Below are 14906 nucleotides of genomic sequence, written 5' to 3' on the forward strand. Positions count from 1 at the left end.
AAACTCTTCAATTTAAGATTTTGTTCGGCTCAATGAATACTGAACATTACATAAAGTAATGTTTGAATTGACTGTGCTGAATCCGAAGATTCAATGGTCACTTCGTTTCATTGAAACCTAATTTGAAACCGAAGTTTCTAATTGGATTATCATCAACGAGTGCCCACACAGATTGATAGGTCTATATTGTTAAAGAGCTTTTCCTGTTGAGCTTTACTCAAAACAGGACGGCCATTTTAGCGAGTTAAAGTTTAGTGTCAATCACTTTTTTCAAACTTTCCTCAAGCGTTTCCGCTTGGCTAATTTGGCTTGCTAACCTCGACTTCGTTTCTTTCGAAGCGTTGCCGTGTCAGCGAGGTGGCATTATAGAGATTGCGATCACATTGGCAAGCCCTTTTTCACGTTTTTTTTGATTTTTTTATCGTTTGGGTGTTTTTTATTCTAAAAGGCGAGTTTTCACTACTATTCTACCTCCATGTCCCCAGTAATCGCCCCTAATAAGGAGAAAAGATGAGCTCAATTAGAAGCTACAAAGGTACAAAGCCCCAACTTGGTGAGCGTGTTTACGTTGACTCAACCTCAGTGTTAGTCGGAGATATCCGTATTGGGGACGATTCTAGCATTTGGCCATTAGTAGCGGCACGAGGCGATGTGAACCACATTCACATTGGTGATCGAACTAATATTCAAGATGGCAGTGTTTTGCATGTCACCCATAAGAACGCCGAAAACCCAAACGGCTATCCACTTATTATTGGCAATGACGTTACGATTGGCCACAAAGTGATGCTGCACGGTTGTGAGATACACGATCGTGTATTGGTTGGTATGGGGGCGATTGTTTTAGATGCTGTCGTTATTGAATCAGAGGTGATGATTGGAGCGGGCAGTTTAGTACCGCCAGGAAAGAGATTAGAAAGCGGTTATCTTTATGTCGGTAGTCCAGTAAAACAAGCTCGCCCTCTATCAGAGACAGAACGAGCTTTTTTGCAAAAGTCTGCCAATAACTATGTTCAAAACAAAAACGACTACTTACATGAAGTAGAAGACTTGAACTAAAGGTCTGTTAGCCGATGATAATATGGCCTTCTTCGTTGAAGGCTTCATCTTCTATTAACTCTTCTGCTATTTCTTCCAGATCAAATCGGTAGTCAATAAAAGCAGAGAGCACGGCCTGCTCCGTATCTAACTCTGAGCCAGATAACTTTTCTAACTTTTGTTTCGTCACAAAGCATTCTATTAACGCACCAGATTGTTGCGCCGCAAAGTTTACTGATTGTGATACTTCATCCCAGGATTGCATGTCTGGGAATAAGATGGATTGATTCATCGCTTATTGACCTTCAAGGTTCTTTCTTAATTCACGCAAAATCTGTTTAGCTCCAGGACGAAGACCGCGCCATAACATAAAACTCTCAGCAGCTTGGCCAACTAACATACCTAAACCATCATAAGCATGTGCCGCACCGTGTTGCTTAGCCCATTGGTTAAATGTGGTATCACCTTTGCCATACATCATATCGTAGCTTGTACTATTGGTGGCGAATACCGAGGAAGAGATTGCAGGTAACTCACCACTCAATGATGCAGATGTGGAGTTAATTACGACGTCGTACTCTTCAGCAATGGTATTCATCTCTTTTGCTGTAACAGGGCCATACGCAGAAAACAATTCTGCCAATTCTTCGGCTTTGGAAAATGTACGATTAGTTATCGTTAGAGAGGCTGGTTTTTGATCGAGCAATGGTTTAATCACTCCTCGAGCGGCACCACCAGCTCCTATGATCAGGATGCGTGCACCTTCTAAAACGACTTGATGCTGCAACAAGTCTTGCACTAAGCCTGCACCATCGGTGTTATCACCAATGACTTCACCATCATCAAGCTTCTTAAGTGTATTCACTGCTCCAGCAAGCTGAGCACGCTCGGTCAAACGGCTGGCAAATTGATAGGCATCTTCTTTAAAAGGCAAGGTCACGTTACAGCCTTTGCCGCCGTCAGCAAAAAATGCTTTCGCCGCCTCGATAAATCCACCCACAGGCGCACATTCTGCGGTGTATGTTAGGGACTGATTCGTTTGACGAGCAAAGAGTGTATGGATAAATGGCGACTTGCTGTGCCCGATAGGGTTACCAAACACGGCGTAACGATCGATTTGCAGGGTCATTTCCTTACCTTTATTCCTTACTTAGATATAGAGAAAACAGGGCCATCTGATTACCGATGACCCTATCACTATCTATCTATATAGAAAAGGAGATTCCGTGCTTACCATTCGCGTGGTTTCAGGTATCGATCGTAAAGTTCGGCTTCAGGCGTTCCTGCTTCTGGTTCGTAGCGGTACTCCCATCGTGCTAACGGCGGCATCGACATCAGAATCGACTCGGTACGCCCACCACTTTGTAAACCGAATAAAGTGCCACGGTCGTACACTAAGTTGAACTCAACATAACGACCACGACGGTAAAGTTGGAATTCACGTTCGCGCTCGCCATATTCGATGTCTTTACGACGAGACACGATCGGCAAATAAGCTTGGCAATAGCCTTCACCCACCGCTTTGATGTAATCAAAACACTTATCAAACTCCCAGTGATTCAAATCATCAAAGAACAAACCACCAACACCACGAGTTTCATTTCGGTGTGGCAAGAAGAAGTACTTATCACACCACGCTTTGTGTTCTGCATATACTTCTTCACCAAATGGGGCACAGATTGCCTTAGCTGTATCGTGCCATGACTGACAATCTTCTTCGAAAGGATAGAAAGGAGTCAGGTCAAAACCACCACCAAACCACCAAATTGGTTCTTCGCCCTCTTTCTCAGCGATAAAGAAACGCACATTCGCATGAGAAGTTGGGACGTAAGGGTTTTTGGGATGGATAACCAAAGAGACCCCCATCGCTTCAAAACGGCGACCCGCTAGCTCCGGACGATGTGCCGTCGCAGATGCTGGCATTTCTTTCCCTTCTACATGCGAGAAGTTCACCCCACCTTGCTCGAAAACAAGGCCATCACGCATAACACGTGAGCGCCCACCGCCACCAAGACGTTCGCCCGGTTCACGATGCCATGCATCCTCGACAAAGACGGCCTCTCCATCTTCTTGTTCTAACTGCTGACAAATGGAGTCCTGAAGTGACATCAGGAACTGCTTTACGGCGTGCTTATCGATTGCTGACATACGTTATTACCTATTACGTGATACCGGTTGATGACTGGCAAGCAGGGTTAGCCCTGTCTTAATATTTGTGAAGTCTTGGCGTCACGAATCTCGCTGGGTTTATCACGACCGCTGGTTTCACCACGAAGAATGGCCACCAGCTTGTCACCCAATTGCTCTTCGACTTCTTCCGTGGTCATACACGGTGGCAAGCCGGAAAGATTCGCGCTGGTAGAGGTTAACGGCTTTCCGAATGCATTACACATCTTTTGAACCAAAGGATGATCAGTCACACGAACTGCAATTGAATCAAACTGCCCTGAAACCCAGTTGGAGACTTTATCGCTCGCAGGCATGATCCAAGTGTATGGACCTGGCCAAGTTGCATGAACGGTCGCTAATTGTTCTCGAGTCAGTTGAGATTCATCAATATACGGCAAGAGCTGCTCATAACTTGCAGCGATCAGAATCAGCCCTTTTTCCACCGGGCGCTGCTTGAGCTCCAGCAGTTTTTGAATTGCTTCTGGGTTATCTGGATCGCATCCGACACCAAAAACCCCTTCTGTTGGGTAGGCAATCACTTCGCCTTGTTGTAGTGCGTTGAGCACTTGTTCAAAGTTATCCACCGATTACTTCCTGATTGTCTGACTGTATTATTTTCACTAAGTGTACAAATATTCATTCTCAGACACTAAAGCAATTTTTTTATAAAATATATCAATAGCGTCAACAACAAGACGCAAACGTTTGCTTGAGATAAAAATCCCCGTATAATGCGCACAAATTTATCAGCTCACCTAATTTTGCAGCTTGAAGGAGTTTGAGATGAAAGTCGGTATCATCATGGGTTCTAAATCCGATTGGCCAACCATGAAACTAGCAGCGGACATGCTAGACCAATTTGGCGTACCTTACGAAACAAAAGTCGTGTCAGCACACCGAACTCCTCAATTACTGGCGGACTACGCCAGTGGCGCAAAAGAACGCGGCATCAAAGTTATCATCGCAGGCGCAGGTGGTGCAGCCCACCTACCAGGTATGGCTGCTGCGTTTACTAGTTTGCCAGTGCTTGGTGTTCCCGTTCAGTCTCGTGCACTGAAAGGTATGGATTCACTGCTCTCTATTGTACAGATGCCAAAGGGAATTGCGGTTGGTACATTAGCGATTGGCGAAGCGGGCGCAGCAAACGCAGGTATCCTAGCAGCGCAAATCCTAGGCACTCATGATGAAAACATCATGGCGAAGGTAGAAGCGTTCCGCAATGAACAGACGGAAACCGTACTGGCTAACCCAAATCCAGCTGAGGATTAATCAGATGCATGTACTGGTTCTTGGTGCGGGTCAATTGGCTCGAATGATGTCTCTGGCTGGTGCGCCACTGAATATTCAAATTTCAGCTTACGATGTCAGCAGCGGTGATGTCGTTCACCCTTTAACTCAACAGGTACTTGGCCATGGCTTGGAAAATGCGATTACGCAAGTTGATGTGATTACTGCCGAGTTCGAGCATATTCCACATGACGTGCTCAAGGTTTGCGAAGCGAGCGGCAAGTTCCTACCAAGTACGCAAGCCATCAAAGCAGGTGGTGATCGCCGTATTGAAAAAGCACTGCTTGATGATGCTGGCGTGCGCAACGCGAAATACTACGTGATTGAAACTCGTGAAGACTTTGAGCGCGCAATTGAACACGTTGGTATGCCAATGGTTCTGAAAAGTGCATTGGGAGGTTACGATGGTAAAGGTCAATGGCGCTTAAAAGAAGCTTCTCAAGTCGACGACATTTGGACTGAGATGGCAGAGTGCATCGCGGCAACACCAACTCAAGCGATTGTTGCTGAAGAGTTTGTTCCTTTTAACCGCGAAGTATCACTTGTAGGTGCTCGCGGTAAAGATGGCAGCGTTGAAGTGTACCCTCTAGCAGAAAACGTTCACATCAATGGCGTACTGAGCTTATCCACCGCAATTGATGCGCCAGAACTTCAAGCGCAAGCCAAGCAGATGTTCACCGCTGTAGCTGACAGCCTGAATTATGTTGGCGTACTGGCATTAGAGTTCTTTGATGTCGATGGCACACTGTTAGTGAATGAGATTGCCCCACGCGTGCACAACTCTGGTCACTGGACACAGCAAGGTGCAGAAACGTGTCAGTTTGAAAACCATCTGCGCGCAGTATGCGGCTTACCATTAGGTAGTACGAAATTGGTTCGTGAAACCTCAATGATCAATATTCTTGGTGAAGATACACTACCAGAAGCGCTTCTCGCCATGGATGGTTGTCACATCCATTGGTACGGCAAAGAGAAGCGTGAAGGGCGAAAAATGGGTCACATCAACGTATGTGGTGACTACCCAGGAGAATTACACCGTAGGTTGTGCGCTCTGGCAGACATCTTAGACCCAATAGCTTTCCCTGCTGTGCAAGCGTTCGCTAAACAGCCTCAACACTAACGTTTGGCAGCAAAAAAACAAAAAAGGGTCGCACGATGCGACCCTTTTTAATTCCTTTGATGTATTTACCCTTGCTGAGTGTGCTGGCACTTACGGTTGGCACATTGCAATTTCACACCACTGGCGAGTTTCTTCTCCACCAACAGAGTAAAACCACATTCTTCGCACCTCCCCTTTACCGGAGGGAGATTCACTGCAAATTTACATTTAGGGTAGTTATCACATGCGTAGAAAGTTTTACCAAAACGCGTCTTACGTTCAACTAAATGACCTTTACCGCATTCAGGACACGCGTGGTGCTCTTGCGACTGCTTTTCTGGCTCTGGTTGATTAATCGACTCAATATGATGGCACGCCGGATAGTTACTGCAACCAACAAACATCCCATAACGCCCTTGGCGTAATACCAACTCGTTACCACAATCTGGACAAGGAACGCCAAGCTCTTTGACGATGTGTCCATCATTGTTGTGCAGGGCTTTGATGTAATCACAGCTTGGATAGTGGCTACAGCCAAGAAAGGGACCGTGTTTGCCATGTTTGAGGGTCAACTCGCTGCCACATTTAGGACACGGCTCGTGTTCCAATGCGTGTTCATGGGCAGAGAAAAGGGTGTTGTCGATTTTACTACTCATACTTACCGTTTCGTGAAAAACACACCAAAAGACAAGCTCGCGTTCTTGCTAGCTAAACTCGAACTTGCCTAGATGGTTAGTGAAGAATCCCTTGTTCCTTGGTATACAACAGCTCTTCCATTAGCGTGTAAGCGTTTTCGTTGCCAGGCACATTAAACAGCACCATCAGAATGATCCATTTGAGATCTTCAAGCTCAAACTCACTCGTTTCTAATCCCATCACTCGGTCAATCACCATTTCGCGAGTTTCTGTGGTTAACACATTGATTTGCTCGAGAAACAATAGAAATCCTCGGCATTCCAAATCTAAACGCTGCATCTCTTTCGCTGTGTAGATACGAGTTGATGACGAAGCCATGCAAGTCGAGATTGCAGAAGAGGTGTCACTTTGCTGCAATGCGGCAAGCTCTTCTAACCAGACAAGGGCTTTGTAGATATCTTTTTGTTGGAAGCCAGCACGAAGCAACTCTTCTTCCAACTCGTCTTGTTCGACCTGTAACTCTGCATCGCTATGGATGTAGGTTTCGAATAGATACATCAGTATATCCATCATCATAGCTAGCCCCTCCCCTTTCGAATATAGCCACCTGAAACCGCAACGACATGCCCCGAGAGTTCTAACTCTAAGAGCTGCATCATGACTTCCTGGACAGGTATATTGGTCCTGTTTGCAAGAATATCAACCGGTGTAGCTTCACTTCCTACGTTAGCTAACAGCTGAGGAAATGGCAATTCTTCTTCATCATTTAACGTAGAAAATAAATCGGTACTCTGATTAATAGACCAATCAAGCAAAGACTGTATTTCATCTAAGACATCTTTCGTCTTTTCTACGAGGCAAGCACCATGACGTATCAATTGGTTGCCACCGCTGGCATTAGGGGCATTTATCGAAGCTGGCAGCGCAAACACTTCTCGACCTTGCTCAAGCGCGTAACGAGCAGTAATTAACGAGCCACTCCTTTCCGCCGCTTCCACAACTAACACACCAAGCGATAATCCACTAATAATACGATTACGACGCGGGAAGTTTTCTGGGCGCGGCTTGGCATTAGGCCGAAACTCAGACACCAAAGCCCCGTGTTCAATAACACGTTGCGCTAAACCACGATGACGTGCCGGATAAATATTTGCTAAACCAGATCCTAGCACCGCAATCGTCTTACCTTTTGCTTGCAACGCACCATCATGCGCATGGCCATCAATGCCTAAAGCGAGACCACTGGTGACAATAAAATCGTGCTGAACAAATTCTGCGGCAAAGTGGCGTGCATGCTGTAAGCCATCAATACTCGCATTTCGGCTGCCAACCATTGCTATCTGTGGCTGCGAAAGACAAGTAGAATTTCCTTGAACAAAAAGCAGAGGTGGCGGCGCAACGATTTGTTTGAGTTGAGGTGGATAAAGCGGGTCAGTCAGTGTCAGGATATGATGATTTGTAGAAGCCTCAAGCCAACTTAAACAGGCATCAACTTCTTTATCTGTTGAAGCCCAAGCTTGAATTTGCTTGGTTGTTAACCCAAGTTGTTGTAGCTGTTCGGGAGAGAAGTTTACGATGTTACGCGGCGTGTCTCTTGCCAGTAGCTTATTCATTTTGACCCCGCCAATGCCTGGTAAACAACTCAGTTTTAACCAGGCAGCGAGATCATCGTTATTTCGTCGATTCATCGATGGTTAATTCGTTCGCCAACGGTGACACCACCGAAACATCTTGGTTAATGGGTTTCGTACTGTTAGTGATCAGTGCCAAGCTAAAGTACTGATACGGACGAATCACAAGCAATTCGCCAACTTTACTCTGTGGCAGAGTAATTTTCTTATCAAGCACGCCAAACTCTTTCTTGAACTCATCGCCGTCTTTGTAAACTGGGTGCGCGTCTTCTTTTAAATCAAACACACTGCCTTGTTTCAGATTGTCTGACGTGCCTTTATCAATCACCACGACTTGGTTAGTTGAACTAAAGCGAATACCTTCGATATTGCCCAGCAACTTTGCAGAACTGCCTTGTGGCGACGGCATAGGGTAGAACGTTGTTGTGAAGTCAGTGTTCTCGACTGATTGATTTGGCAACGCGATATCGTTACGCAGGATTTCTTGCAATTGAGACGTGATCTTCAAACCAGAATAATCGCTCGAAGCTTCAACGAGCTCACCTTTGGCAATCAAACGCAGCGCGGTGATCTCTTTAGACACATCGTCACGCGAGAACGTTTCTACTGGTCGGTAAATAGCCCAGCCTGTCGCGGTCTGCTTGCCATCGATGTACAGCACATCTTCTGCTGTCAGATACTTACTGCCTTTGCTGCTACCCATCACTTTTGCTGCACTATTCAACGCATCTTGATCCAGCAATCGATCCGATTTGAGGTACGGCATCACCAAACCTTCAGCAACGGTTGGCACCGCTTTCTTTTCTGTGATGCGTGCTTTCGGGCTCAGCTTCTTTACCGGTTTTAGGCTCAATACGGGCTGACCGTTAATCCACACCAAAGACAGCTTGTCACCGGGATAAATTAAATGAGGGTTGTCGATTTCCGGGTTTACTTGCCATAAACGAGGCCACAACCACGGGCTATCCAAGTACATGGCCGAAATATCCCATAGCGTATCGCCCTTCACGACTACATATGTTTGTGGCGCATCATCTTTAACAGTCAGTGGGTTTGCATCCACATTTGCTACAGCGTTGAAAGAGAAAAGTAACGGCAACGTAACACTGGCAACGTTGCGGAAAATTCGATTCATGACCCTCGTCCTTGGTCTATTAAGCAGGAACCAGAATGGAAATTGGTGCAAGGATGCTGTCATTTAGGCTATAAAATGTCTAGAATTGAGCCAACAAGGTTTGTGCTGTTTCGGCACAGTTCAATATTTCGAGTGAATATGTCTGTATTACAAGTATTAACATTCCCGGATGATCGCCTGCGCACAGTCGCAAAGCCTGTTGAAGCGGTGACGCCTGAGATTCAAAAAATCGTCGATGACATGATTGAAACCATGTACGACGAAGAAGGTATTGGCCTTGCTGCAACGCAGGTTGATATCCACAAACGTATCGTAGTGATTGATATTTCAGAAACTCGCGATGAGCCGATGGTGCTAATCAACCCTGAGATTCTGGAAAAGCGTGGCGAAGATGGCATCGAAGAAGGCTGTCTGTCGGTACCAGGTGCACGCGCACTTGTGCCTCGCGCTGCAGAAGTTACCGTTAAAGCACTGGATCGTGATGGCAAAGAGTTCACCTTTGAAGCCGACGACCTGCTAGCGATTTGTGTTCAACACGAGCTTGATCACTTACAAGGTAAGCTGTTCGTGGATTACCTATCGCCACTGAAACGCAAACGCATTCAGGACAAGCTAGCGAAAATCAAACGCTTTAACGAGAAGCAGCAAAACGCTTAATCTCGAACCATACCAATTAGAAGGAAGCCTACCTTGAGTCAGTCTTTACGTATTGTCTTTGCAGGTACTCCGGATTTCGCCGCCCGTCACTTGGCGGCGTTGTTGTCTTCGGAGCATGAAGTCATCGCGGTTTACACAAACCCAGATCGTCCAGCGGGTCGTGGCAAGAAATTGGCTGCGCCACCGGTAAAACAACTGGCGCTGGAACACAACATCCCGGTTTACCAACCTGAAAGCTTTAAGTCCGACGAAGCGAAACAAGAACTTGCCGATCTGAACGCCGATCTCATGGTTGTCGTGGCGTACGGTATGCTACTACCACAAGCGGTTCTTGATACCCCTAAACTGGGTTGTATCAACGTACATGGTTCTATCCTACCTCGTTGGCGTGGTGCGGCTCCAATCCAACGCTCTATTTGGGCGGGCGATGCAGAAACTGGCGTGACCATCATGCAGATGGACATCGGTCTCGACACAGGAGATATGCTGAAGATTGCAACGCTGCCAATCGAAGCGACAGATACCAGCGCTTCAATGTACGAAAAATTGGCTGAGCTTGGCCCAGAAGCCCTGATTGACTGCCTAGCAGACATCGCAACAGGTAAAGCTGAGCCAGTGAAGCAAGATGACGAGCTTGCAAACTACGCGAAGAAGCTAAGCAAAGAAGAAGCACGCATTAACTGGAACGACGACGCGGCACACATTGAGCGTTGCGTTCGCGCATTCAACCCATGGCCAATGAGCCACTTTGAAGCGGCTGAAAACAGCATCAAAGTATGGCAAAGCCGTGTGGCGGAACAAACCAGTGACAAGCCAGCGGGCACTATTGTGCAAGCAGATAAAACTGGTATTTATGTTGCGACAGGCAACGGCGTACTGGTGCTAGAACAACTGCAAGTTCCTGGCAAAAAAGCCATGTCAGTTCAGGATATTCTGAATTCGCGTGCGGCTTGGTTTGAAGTTGGTACTCTGCTGGTTTAAGCCATACTAGGGGTTATCATCCCCAATAATACGAACTTTTAGAGGGCAGAGATGCCCTCCTTTACTTTAAGGTACTCATCATGAATGTTCGCGCTGCGGCTGCTAACGTCCTGTATCTTGTCGTCGACAAGGGCCACTCACTTTCAAGCGCTCTTCCAGCGGCTCAACAAACGGTACGACCTCGTGACCACGCTCTGCTACAAGAGATCTGTTACGGTGCGCTACGTTACCTACCTCGCCTAGAAATGATTGCAAACCAGTTGATGGATAAGCCGCTAAAAGGCAAACAACGCGTTTTCCATCACCTTATTTTGGTAGGCATTTATCAACTAAGCTTCATGCGTATTCCTGCGCATGCTGCAGTCGGTGAAACGGTTGAAGGTACCAAAGAGCTGAAAGGTCCTCGTCTACGCGGTCTTATTAACGCTGTATTGCGTAACTACCAGCGCAACCAAGAAGAACTCGACCAAATGGCGGTCAGCAACAACGCTGGTAAGTACGGTCACCCAAGCTGGTTACTAAAACTGCTGCAAGAGGCCTACCCACAGCAATGGGAAAGCATTGTTGAAGCGAACAACCAAAAAGCACCAATGTGGCTGCGTGTGAACCACCAACATCACACTCGTGATGAATACCTTGCGCTACTCAAAAATGAAAACATTGATAGCACGCCACACACAGAAGCAATGGACGCCATAAAATTGGCCGCACCATGTGACGTGATGAAGCTACCTGGTTTTGATAAAGGTTGGGTTTCGGTCCAAGATGCGGCAGCGCAGCTTTCGATCAACTACCTAAAACCACAAGACGGCGAACTGATTTTAGATTGCTGTGCTGCGCCAGGTGGCAAGACGGCGCACATTCTAGAGCGCACGTCGGGCAGTGAAGTGGTCGCAATTGACTGCGACGACACACGCCTGAAACGTGTGCATGAAAACCTGAAGCGTCTCAACCTTCAGGCAAAAGTGGTTTGCGGTGATGCGCGTAATCCACAAGAATGGTGGCAAGGCGAGCAATTTGATCGCATTTTGCTGGATGCCCCATGTTCTGCGACTGGCGTGATTCGTCGTCACCCAGACATCAAATGGCTACGTCGTGCAGACGACATCGCCGCATTAGCAGAGCTACAAAGTGAAATTTTTGATGCCATGTGGACGCAACTGAAACCCGGCGGCACAATGGTTTACGCGACTTGTTCAATCACACCGCAAGAAAACGTGGAGCAAGTAAAAGCGTTTTTAGCACGTACCGCGGATGCGCAACTGCTGGATTCTGATCCCGACCAGCCTGGTCGTCAAATTCTACCAGGCGAAGAAGACATGGATGGTTTCTACTACGCAGTGCTAACTAAAACACACGCGTAACAGCATGCTAAATAGGGCGATTGGAGTGATTTCAATCGCCTTTTTCAGATAACGAGAAAAGAGTATGAAGATCATTATTCTTGGTGCAGGTCAGGTTGGCGGCACACTGGCAGAAAACCTAGTGGGTGAAAACAACGACATCACCATCGTCGATAACAATGCCGATCGACTGCGTGAATTGCAGGACAAATACGACCTGCGTGTGGTCAATGGCCATGCGAGCCACCCCGACGTGCTGCACGAAGCTGGTGCGCAAGACGCCGATATGCTCGTCGCAGTAACCAACACTGATGAAACCAACATGGCCGCCTGTCAGGTCGCGTTCACTCTATTCAACACCCCAAACCGCGTTGCACGTATTCGCTCTCCAGAATACTTGGCAGAAAAAGAAGCCCTGTTTAAATCTGGCGCCATTCCTGTCGATCACCTTATCGCCCCAGAAGAACTCGTTACGAGCTACATCGAACGTCTGATCCAATACCCGGGCGCGCTGCAAGTGGTGAGCTTTGCTGAACAGAAAGTCAGCCTAGTGGCGGTAAAAGCCTACTACGGTGGCCCACTGGTGGGTAATGCGCTGTCTGCTTTGCGTGAGCACATGCCGCACATCGATACCCGTGTGGCGGCGATTTTCCGTCAAGGTCGCCCGATTCGTCCTCAAGGCACCACCATCATTGAAGCCGATGATGAAGTGTTCTTCGTCGCCGCAAGCAACCATATTCGCTCAGTGATGAGTGAACTTCAGCGCCTAGAAAAACCGTACCGCCGCATCATGATTGTTGGCGGGGGTAACATTGGTGCCAGTCTCGCAAAGCGCTTAGAACAAAACTACAGCGTGAAGCTGATTGAACGTAACTACCAACGTGCAGAAAAACTGTCAGAAGAGCTAGAAAACACCATCGTGTTCTGCGGCGACGCGGCAGACCAAGAGCTTCTCTCGGAAGAGAATATCGACCAAGTCGACGTCTTCATCGCGCTGACCAACGAAGATGAAACCAACATCATGTCTGCGATGTTGGCAAAACGCATGGGTGCGAAAAAAGTAATGGTGCTGATCCAACGTGGCGCTTATGTAGATCTGGTACAAGGCGGCGTAATTGATGTGGCGATCTCACCTCAGCAAGCCACTATTTCAGCCTTGCTAACGCACGTTCGTCGCGCTGATATCGTGAACGTATCCTCACTTCGCCGCGGCGCTGCGGAAGCAATTGAAGCCGTCGCTCACGGTGATGAAAGTACATCCAAAGTGGTTGGACGTGCGATTGGAGATATTAAGCTCCCACCTGGGACCACCATTGGTGCTATCGTTCGTGGCGAAGAAGTCCTTATTGCCCACGACCGTACGGTCATCGAGCAGGATGACCATGTGGTGATGTTCCTGGTCAACAAAAAATACGTATCAGACGTCGAAGCGCTGTTCCAGCCGAGTCCATTCTTCCTCTAGGATTTTCCTATGGTCAACTTACGTCCCGTACTGTTTGTTATCGGGCTGGTTTTATCCAAACTGGCCCTGTTTATGTACGTGCCGACTTTGGTCGCTTTCTTTACCGGTACGGGGGGATTCCTCGATTTCGCCCAAGCCGTTGTGATCACGCACCTTGCCGCCTTCATTTGCCTAACGATCGGTCGAACCGCCAAGTTCAAACTCAGCGTACGCGATATGTTCCTCATCACCAGTTTGGTTTGGACCATCGCCAGTGCGTTTGCCGCCTTGCCGTTTGTGTTCATCAACCACATCAGCTTCACCGACGCCTACTTCGAAACGATGTCGGGTATCACCACGACGGGCTCAACGGTGCTCAGTGGCCTAGACAACATGGCGCCGAGCATCTTGCTGTGGCGCTCTATTTTGCAGTGGCTTGGGGGGATTGGTTTTATCGTAATGGCGGTGGCGGTGCTACCTATGCTCAATGTCGGTGGTATGAAGCTATTCCAAACCGAATCATCCGATTGGTCGGATAAAAGTAGCCCGAGAGCAAAAACGGTCGCCAAAAACATCGTAGCGGTTTATTTGATGCTTACTGGCTTATGCATTGTGGGCTACTTGGTCACCGGCATGAACCTGTTTGAAGCGATCAATCACGCCTTTACCACGCTATCAACGGGCGGATACTCTACATCCGACGGGTCGATGAACCACTTCTCTAATGGCGCACACTGGGTGGCCACTACCTTTATGTTCTTAGGTGGCTTGCCATTTTTGCTCTTCATCGCCGCGTTACGTAAACGCCGTATTGATGTATTGGTTAACGACGCTCAAGTTCGAGGATTCGCGTACCTGTTCGTTTTCTCAAGCTTAGTGATTTCAGCCTGGTTAGTGATTCGAGATGGATACACCATTCTGGATGCGCTGCGAGTGTCGATGTTTAATATCGTCTCTGTCGTCACCACAACCGGCTTTGGCTTAGAGGACTTCACCGCGTGGGGCGCATTACCCACAACTCTTTTTGCCTTCTTAATGATGGCGGGCGCATGTTCGGGGTCAACGTCTGGTGGGATCAAAATCTTCCGTTTCCAAATCGCAATGACACTGCTGAACAAACAGATGATGAAATTGATTCACCCTTCAGGTGTGTTTGTACAGCGCTACAACCAGCGCCCAGTGAATGATGACATTGTTCGCTCAGTGGTCGCGTTTGGCTTGATGTTCTTTATCACCATCATCTTTATCGCGGGTTGCTTGAGTGCGCTGGGTTTAGACCCCATCACTAGCATCTCTGGTGCCATCACTGCGGTAGCCAACGTCGGCCCAGGTATGGGAAACGTGATTGGACCGACGGGTAACTTCGCGCCTCTGCCAGATACCGCCAAGTGGCTCCTGAGCTTTGGCATGTTAATGGGCCGCTTGGAAATTCTGACTATTCTTGTACTGTTCTTCCCTGCGTTTTGGCGCCGTTAAGCAAACACAAATA

General features: G+C 47.7%; 16 protein-coding genes. 8 read left to right on the forward strand and 8 right to left on the reverse strand.

What is annotated here, in order from left to right; translation table 11 throughout:
- Positions 1–510: 510 nt before the first annotated feature.
- Positions 511–1059 carry a gamma carbonic anhydrase family protein gene (locus tag L3V32_RS22945; RefSeq protein WP_237285321.1) on the forward strand — a complete coding sequence of 183 codons (549 nt, stop codon included), beginning with the start codon at positions 511–513 and terminating at the stop codon, positions 1057–1059.
- A gap of 7 nt (positions 1060–1066) precedes the next feature.
- On the opposite strand, the gene L3V32_RS22950 is transcribed toward L3V32_RS22945, so the two are convergent.
- The 4 genes from L3V32_RS22950 to L3V32_RS22965 all read right to left on the reverse strand — a co-directional run bounded on the left by L3V32_RS22950 (position 1067) and on the right by L3V32_RS22965 (position 3791).
- Positions 1067–1330, reverse strand: a complete 264-nt coding sequence (locus tag L3V32_RS22950; protein ID WP_012841273.1) for a DUF1488 domain-containing protein — start codon at positions 1328–1330, stop codon at positions 1067–1069.
- A gap of 3 nt (positions 1331–1333) precedes the next feature.
- A complete protein-coding gene (gene aroE / locus L3V32_RS22955; protein ID WP_237285322.1) occupies positions 1334–2167 on the reverse strand; it encodes a shikimate dehydrogenase in 834 nt (277 codons plus the stop codon).
- A 101-nt stretch (positions 2168–2268) separates the two neighbouring features.
- On the reverse strand, positions 2269–3186 hold the full coding sequence (gene hemF, locus L3V32_RS22960; protein ID WP_065645011.1) for an oxygen-dependent coproporphyrinogen oxidase: 918 nt from the start codon (positions 3184–3186) through the stop codon (positions 2269–2271).
- 47 nt (positions 3187–3233) lie between these two features.
- Positions 3234–3791 (reverse strand): L-threonylcarbamoyladenylate synthase, encoded by a 558-nt coding sequence (locus L3V32_RS22965; RefSeq protein WP_046874602.1) that lies wholly within the window; start codon positions 3789–3791, stop codon positions 3234–3236.
- A gap of 199 nt (positions 3792–3990) precedes the next feature.
- Here L3V32_RS22965 and purE point away from each other — a divergent pair, with 199 nt between their 5' ends.
- On the forward strand, positions 3991–4476 hold the full coding sequence (gene purE, locus L3V32_RS22970) for a 5-(carboxyamino)imidazole ribonucleotide mutase (protein WP_005379082.1): 486 nt from the start codon (positions 3991–3993) through the stop codon (positions 4474–4476).
- A 4-nt stretch (positions 4477–4480) separates the two neighbouring features.
- Positions 4481–5614, forward strand: a complete 1134-nt coding sequence (locus L3V32_RS22975) for a 5-(carboxyamino)imidazole ribonucleotide synthase (protein ID WP_237285323.1) — start codon at positions 4481–4483, stop codon at positions 5612–5614.
- 65 nt (positions 5615–5679) lie between these two features.
- On the opposite strand, the gene L3V32_RS22980 is transcribed toward L3V32_RS22975, so the two are convergent.
- The 4 genes from L3V32_RS22980 to L3V32_RS22995 form a co-directional block, all read right to left on the reverse strand.
- Positions 5680–6249, reverse strand: a complete 570-nt coding sequence (locus L3V32_RS22980; RefSeq protein WP_005386647.1) for a type I DNA topoisomerase — start codon at positions 6247–6249, stop codon at positions 5680–5682.
- Positions 6250–6325: 76 nt separating this feature from the next.
- Positions 6326–6805, reverse strand: a complete 480-nt coding sequence (locus tag L3V32_RS22985; protein ID WP_005379074.1) for a DUF494 family protein — start codon at positions 6803–6805, stop codon at positions 6326–6328.
- Positions 6806–6807: 2 nt separating this feature from the next.
- A complete protein-coding gene (dprA, locus tag L3V32_RS22990) occupies positions 6808–7917 on the reverse strand; it encodes a DNA-processing protein DprA (RefSeq protein WP_237285324.1) in 1110 nt (369 codons plus the stop codon).
- Positions 7901–8995 carry a LysM peptidoglycan-binding domain-containing protein gene (locus L3V32_RS22995; protein ID WP_237285326.1) on the reverse strand — a complete coding sequence of 365 codons (1095 nt, stop codon included), beginning with the start codon at positions 8993–8995 and terminating at the stop codon, positions 7901–7903. The genes dprA and L3V32_RS22995 overlap by 17 nt, the downstream gene beginning before the upstream one ends.
- Positions 8996–9133: 138 nt before the next feature.
- Here L3V32_RS22995 and def point away from each other — a divergent pair, with 138 nt between their 5' ends.
- From def to L3V32_RS23020, 5 genes are all read left to right on the forward strand, one after another.
- A complete protein-coding gene (gene def, locus L3V32_RS23000; RefSeq protein WP_005379068.1) occupies positions 9134–9652 on the forward strand; it encodes a peptide deformylase in 519 nt (172 codons plus the stop codon).
- Between the two features lie 33 nt (positions 9653–9685).
- Positions 9686–10633: a methionyl-tRNA formyltransferase gene (gene fmt / locus L3V32_RS23005; protein WP_006742927.1), complete on the forward strand. Its 948-nt coding sequence runs from the start codon at positions 9686–9688 to the stop codon at positions 10631–10633.
- A gap of 80 nt (positions 10634–10713) precedes the next feature.
- Positions 10714–11997 carry a 16S rRNA (cytosine(967)-C(5))-methyltransferase RsmB gene (gene rsmB, locus L3V32_RS23010; protein ID WP_005394040.1) on the forward strand — a complete coding sequence of 428 codons (1284 nt, stop codon included), beginning with the start codon at positions 10714–10716 and terminating at the stop codon, positions 11995–11997.
- A gap of 64 nt (positions 11998–12061) precedes the next feature.
- Positions 12062–13438 carry a Trk system potassium transporter TrkA gene (gene trkA, locus L3V32_RS23015; protein WP_005394041.1) on the forward strand — a complete coding sequence of 459 codons (1377 nt, stop codon included), beginning with the start codon at positions 12062–12064 and terminating at the stop codon, positions 13436–13438.
- 9 nt (positions 13439–13447) lie between these two features.
- Positions 13448–14893, forward strand: a complete 1446-nt coding sequence (locus L3V32_RS23020) for a TrkH family potassium uptake protein (RefSeq protein ID WP_237285328.1) — start codon at positions 13448–13450, stop codon at positions 14891–14893.
- Positions 14894–14906: the final 13 nt, after the last annotated feature.

The organism is Vibrio sp. J2-4, assembly GCF_021728155.1.
GTDB classification, from domain to species: Bacteria; Pseudomonadota; Gammaproteobacteria; order Enterobacterales; family Vibrionaceae; genus Vibrio; species Vibrio diabolicus.

What these genes read in the sequence shown, in the direction of transcription:
- L3V32_RS22945 (WP_237285321.1), top strand. Translation starts at nt 511, where the DNA reads ATGAGCTCAATTAGAAGCTACAAAGGTACAAAGCCCCAACTTGGTGAG.
- L3V32_RS22950 (WP_012841273.1), bottom strand. Translation starts at nt 1,330, where the DNA reads ATGAATCAATCCATCTTATTCCCAGACATGCAATCCTGGGATGAAGTA.
- aroE (WP_237285322.1), bottom strand. Translation starts at nt 2,167, where the DNA reads ATGACCCTGCAAATCGATCGTTACGCCGTGTTTGGTAACCCTATCGGG.
- hemF (WP_065645011.1), bottom strand. Translation starts at nt 3,186, where the DNA reads ATGTCAGCAATCGATAAGCACGCCGTAAAGCAGTTCCTGATGTCACTT.
- purE (WP_005379082.1), top strand. Translation starts at nt 3,991, where the DNA reads ATGAAAGTCGGTATCATCATGGGTTCTAAATCCGATTGGCCAACCATG.
- L3V32_RS22975 (WP_237285323.1), top strand. Translation starts at nt 4,481, where the DNA reads ATGCATGTACTGGTTCTTGGTGCGGGTCAATTGGCTCGAATGATGTCT.
- L3V32_RS22980 (WP_005386647.1), bottom strand. Translation starts at nt 6,249, where the DNA reads ATGAGTAGTAAAATCGACAACACCCTTTTCTCTGCCCATGAACACGCA.
- L3V32_RS22985 (WP_005379074.1), bottom strand. Translation starts at nt 6,805, where the DNA reads ATGATGATGGATATACTGATGTATCTATTCGAAACCTACATCCATAGC.
- dprA (WP_237285324.1), bottom strand. Translation starts at nt 7,917, where the DNA reads ATGAATCGACGAAATAACGATGATCTCGCTGCCTGGTTAAAACTGAGT.
- L3V32_RS22995 (WP_237285326.1), bottom strand. Translation starts at nt 8,995, where the DNA reads ATGAATCGAATTTTCCGCAACGTTGCCAGTGTTACGTTGCCGTTACTT.
- def (WP_005379068.1), top strand. Translation starts at nt 9,134, where the DNA reads ATGTCTGTATTACAAGTATTAACATTCCCGGATGATCGCCTGCGCACA.
- rsmB (WP_005394040.1), top strand. Translation starts at nt 10,714, where the DNA reads ATGAATGTTCGCGCTGCGGCTGCTAACGTCCTGTATCTTGTCGTCGAC.
- trkA (WP_005394041.1), top strand. Translation starts at nt 12,062, where the DNA reads ATGAAGATCATTATTCTTGGTGCAGGTCAGGTTGGCGGCACACTGGCA.
- L3V32_RS23020 (WP_237285328.1), top strand. Translation starts at nt 13,448, where the DNA reads ATGGTCAACTTACGTCCCGTACTGTTTGTTATCGGGCTGGTTTTATCC.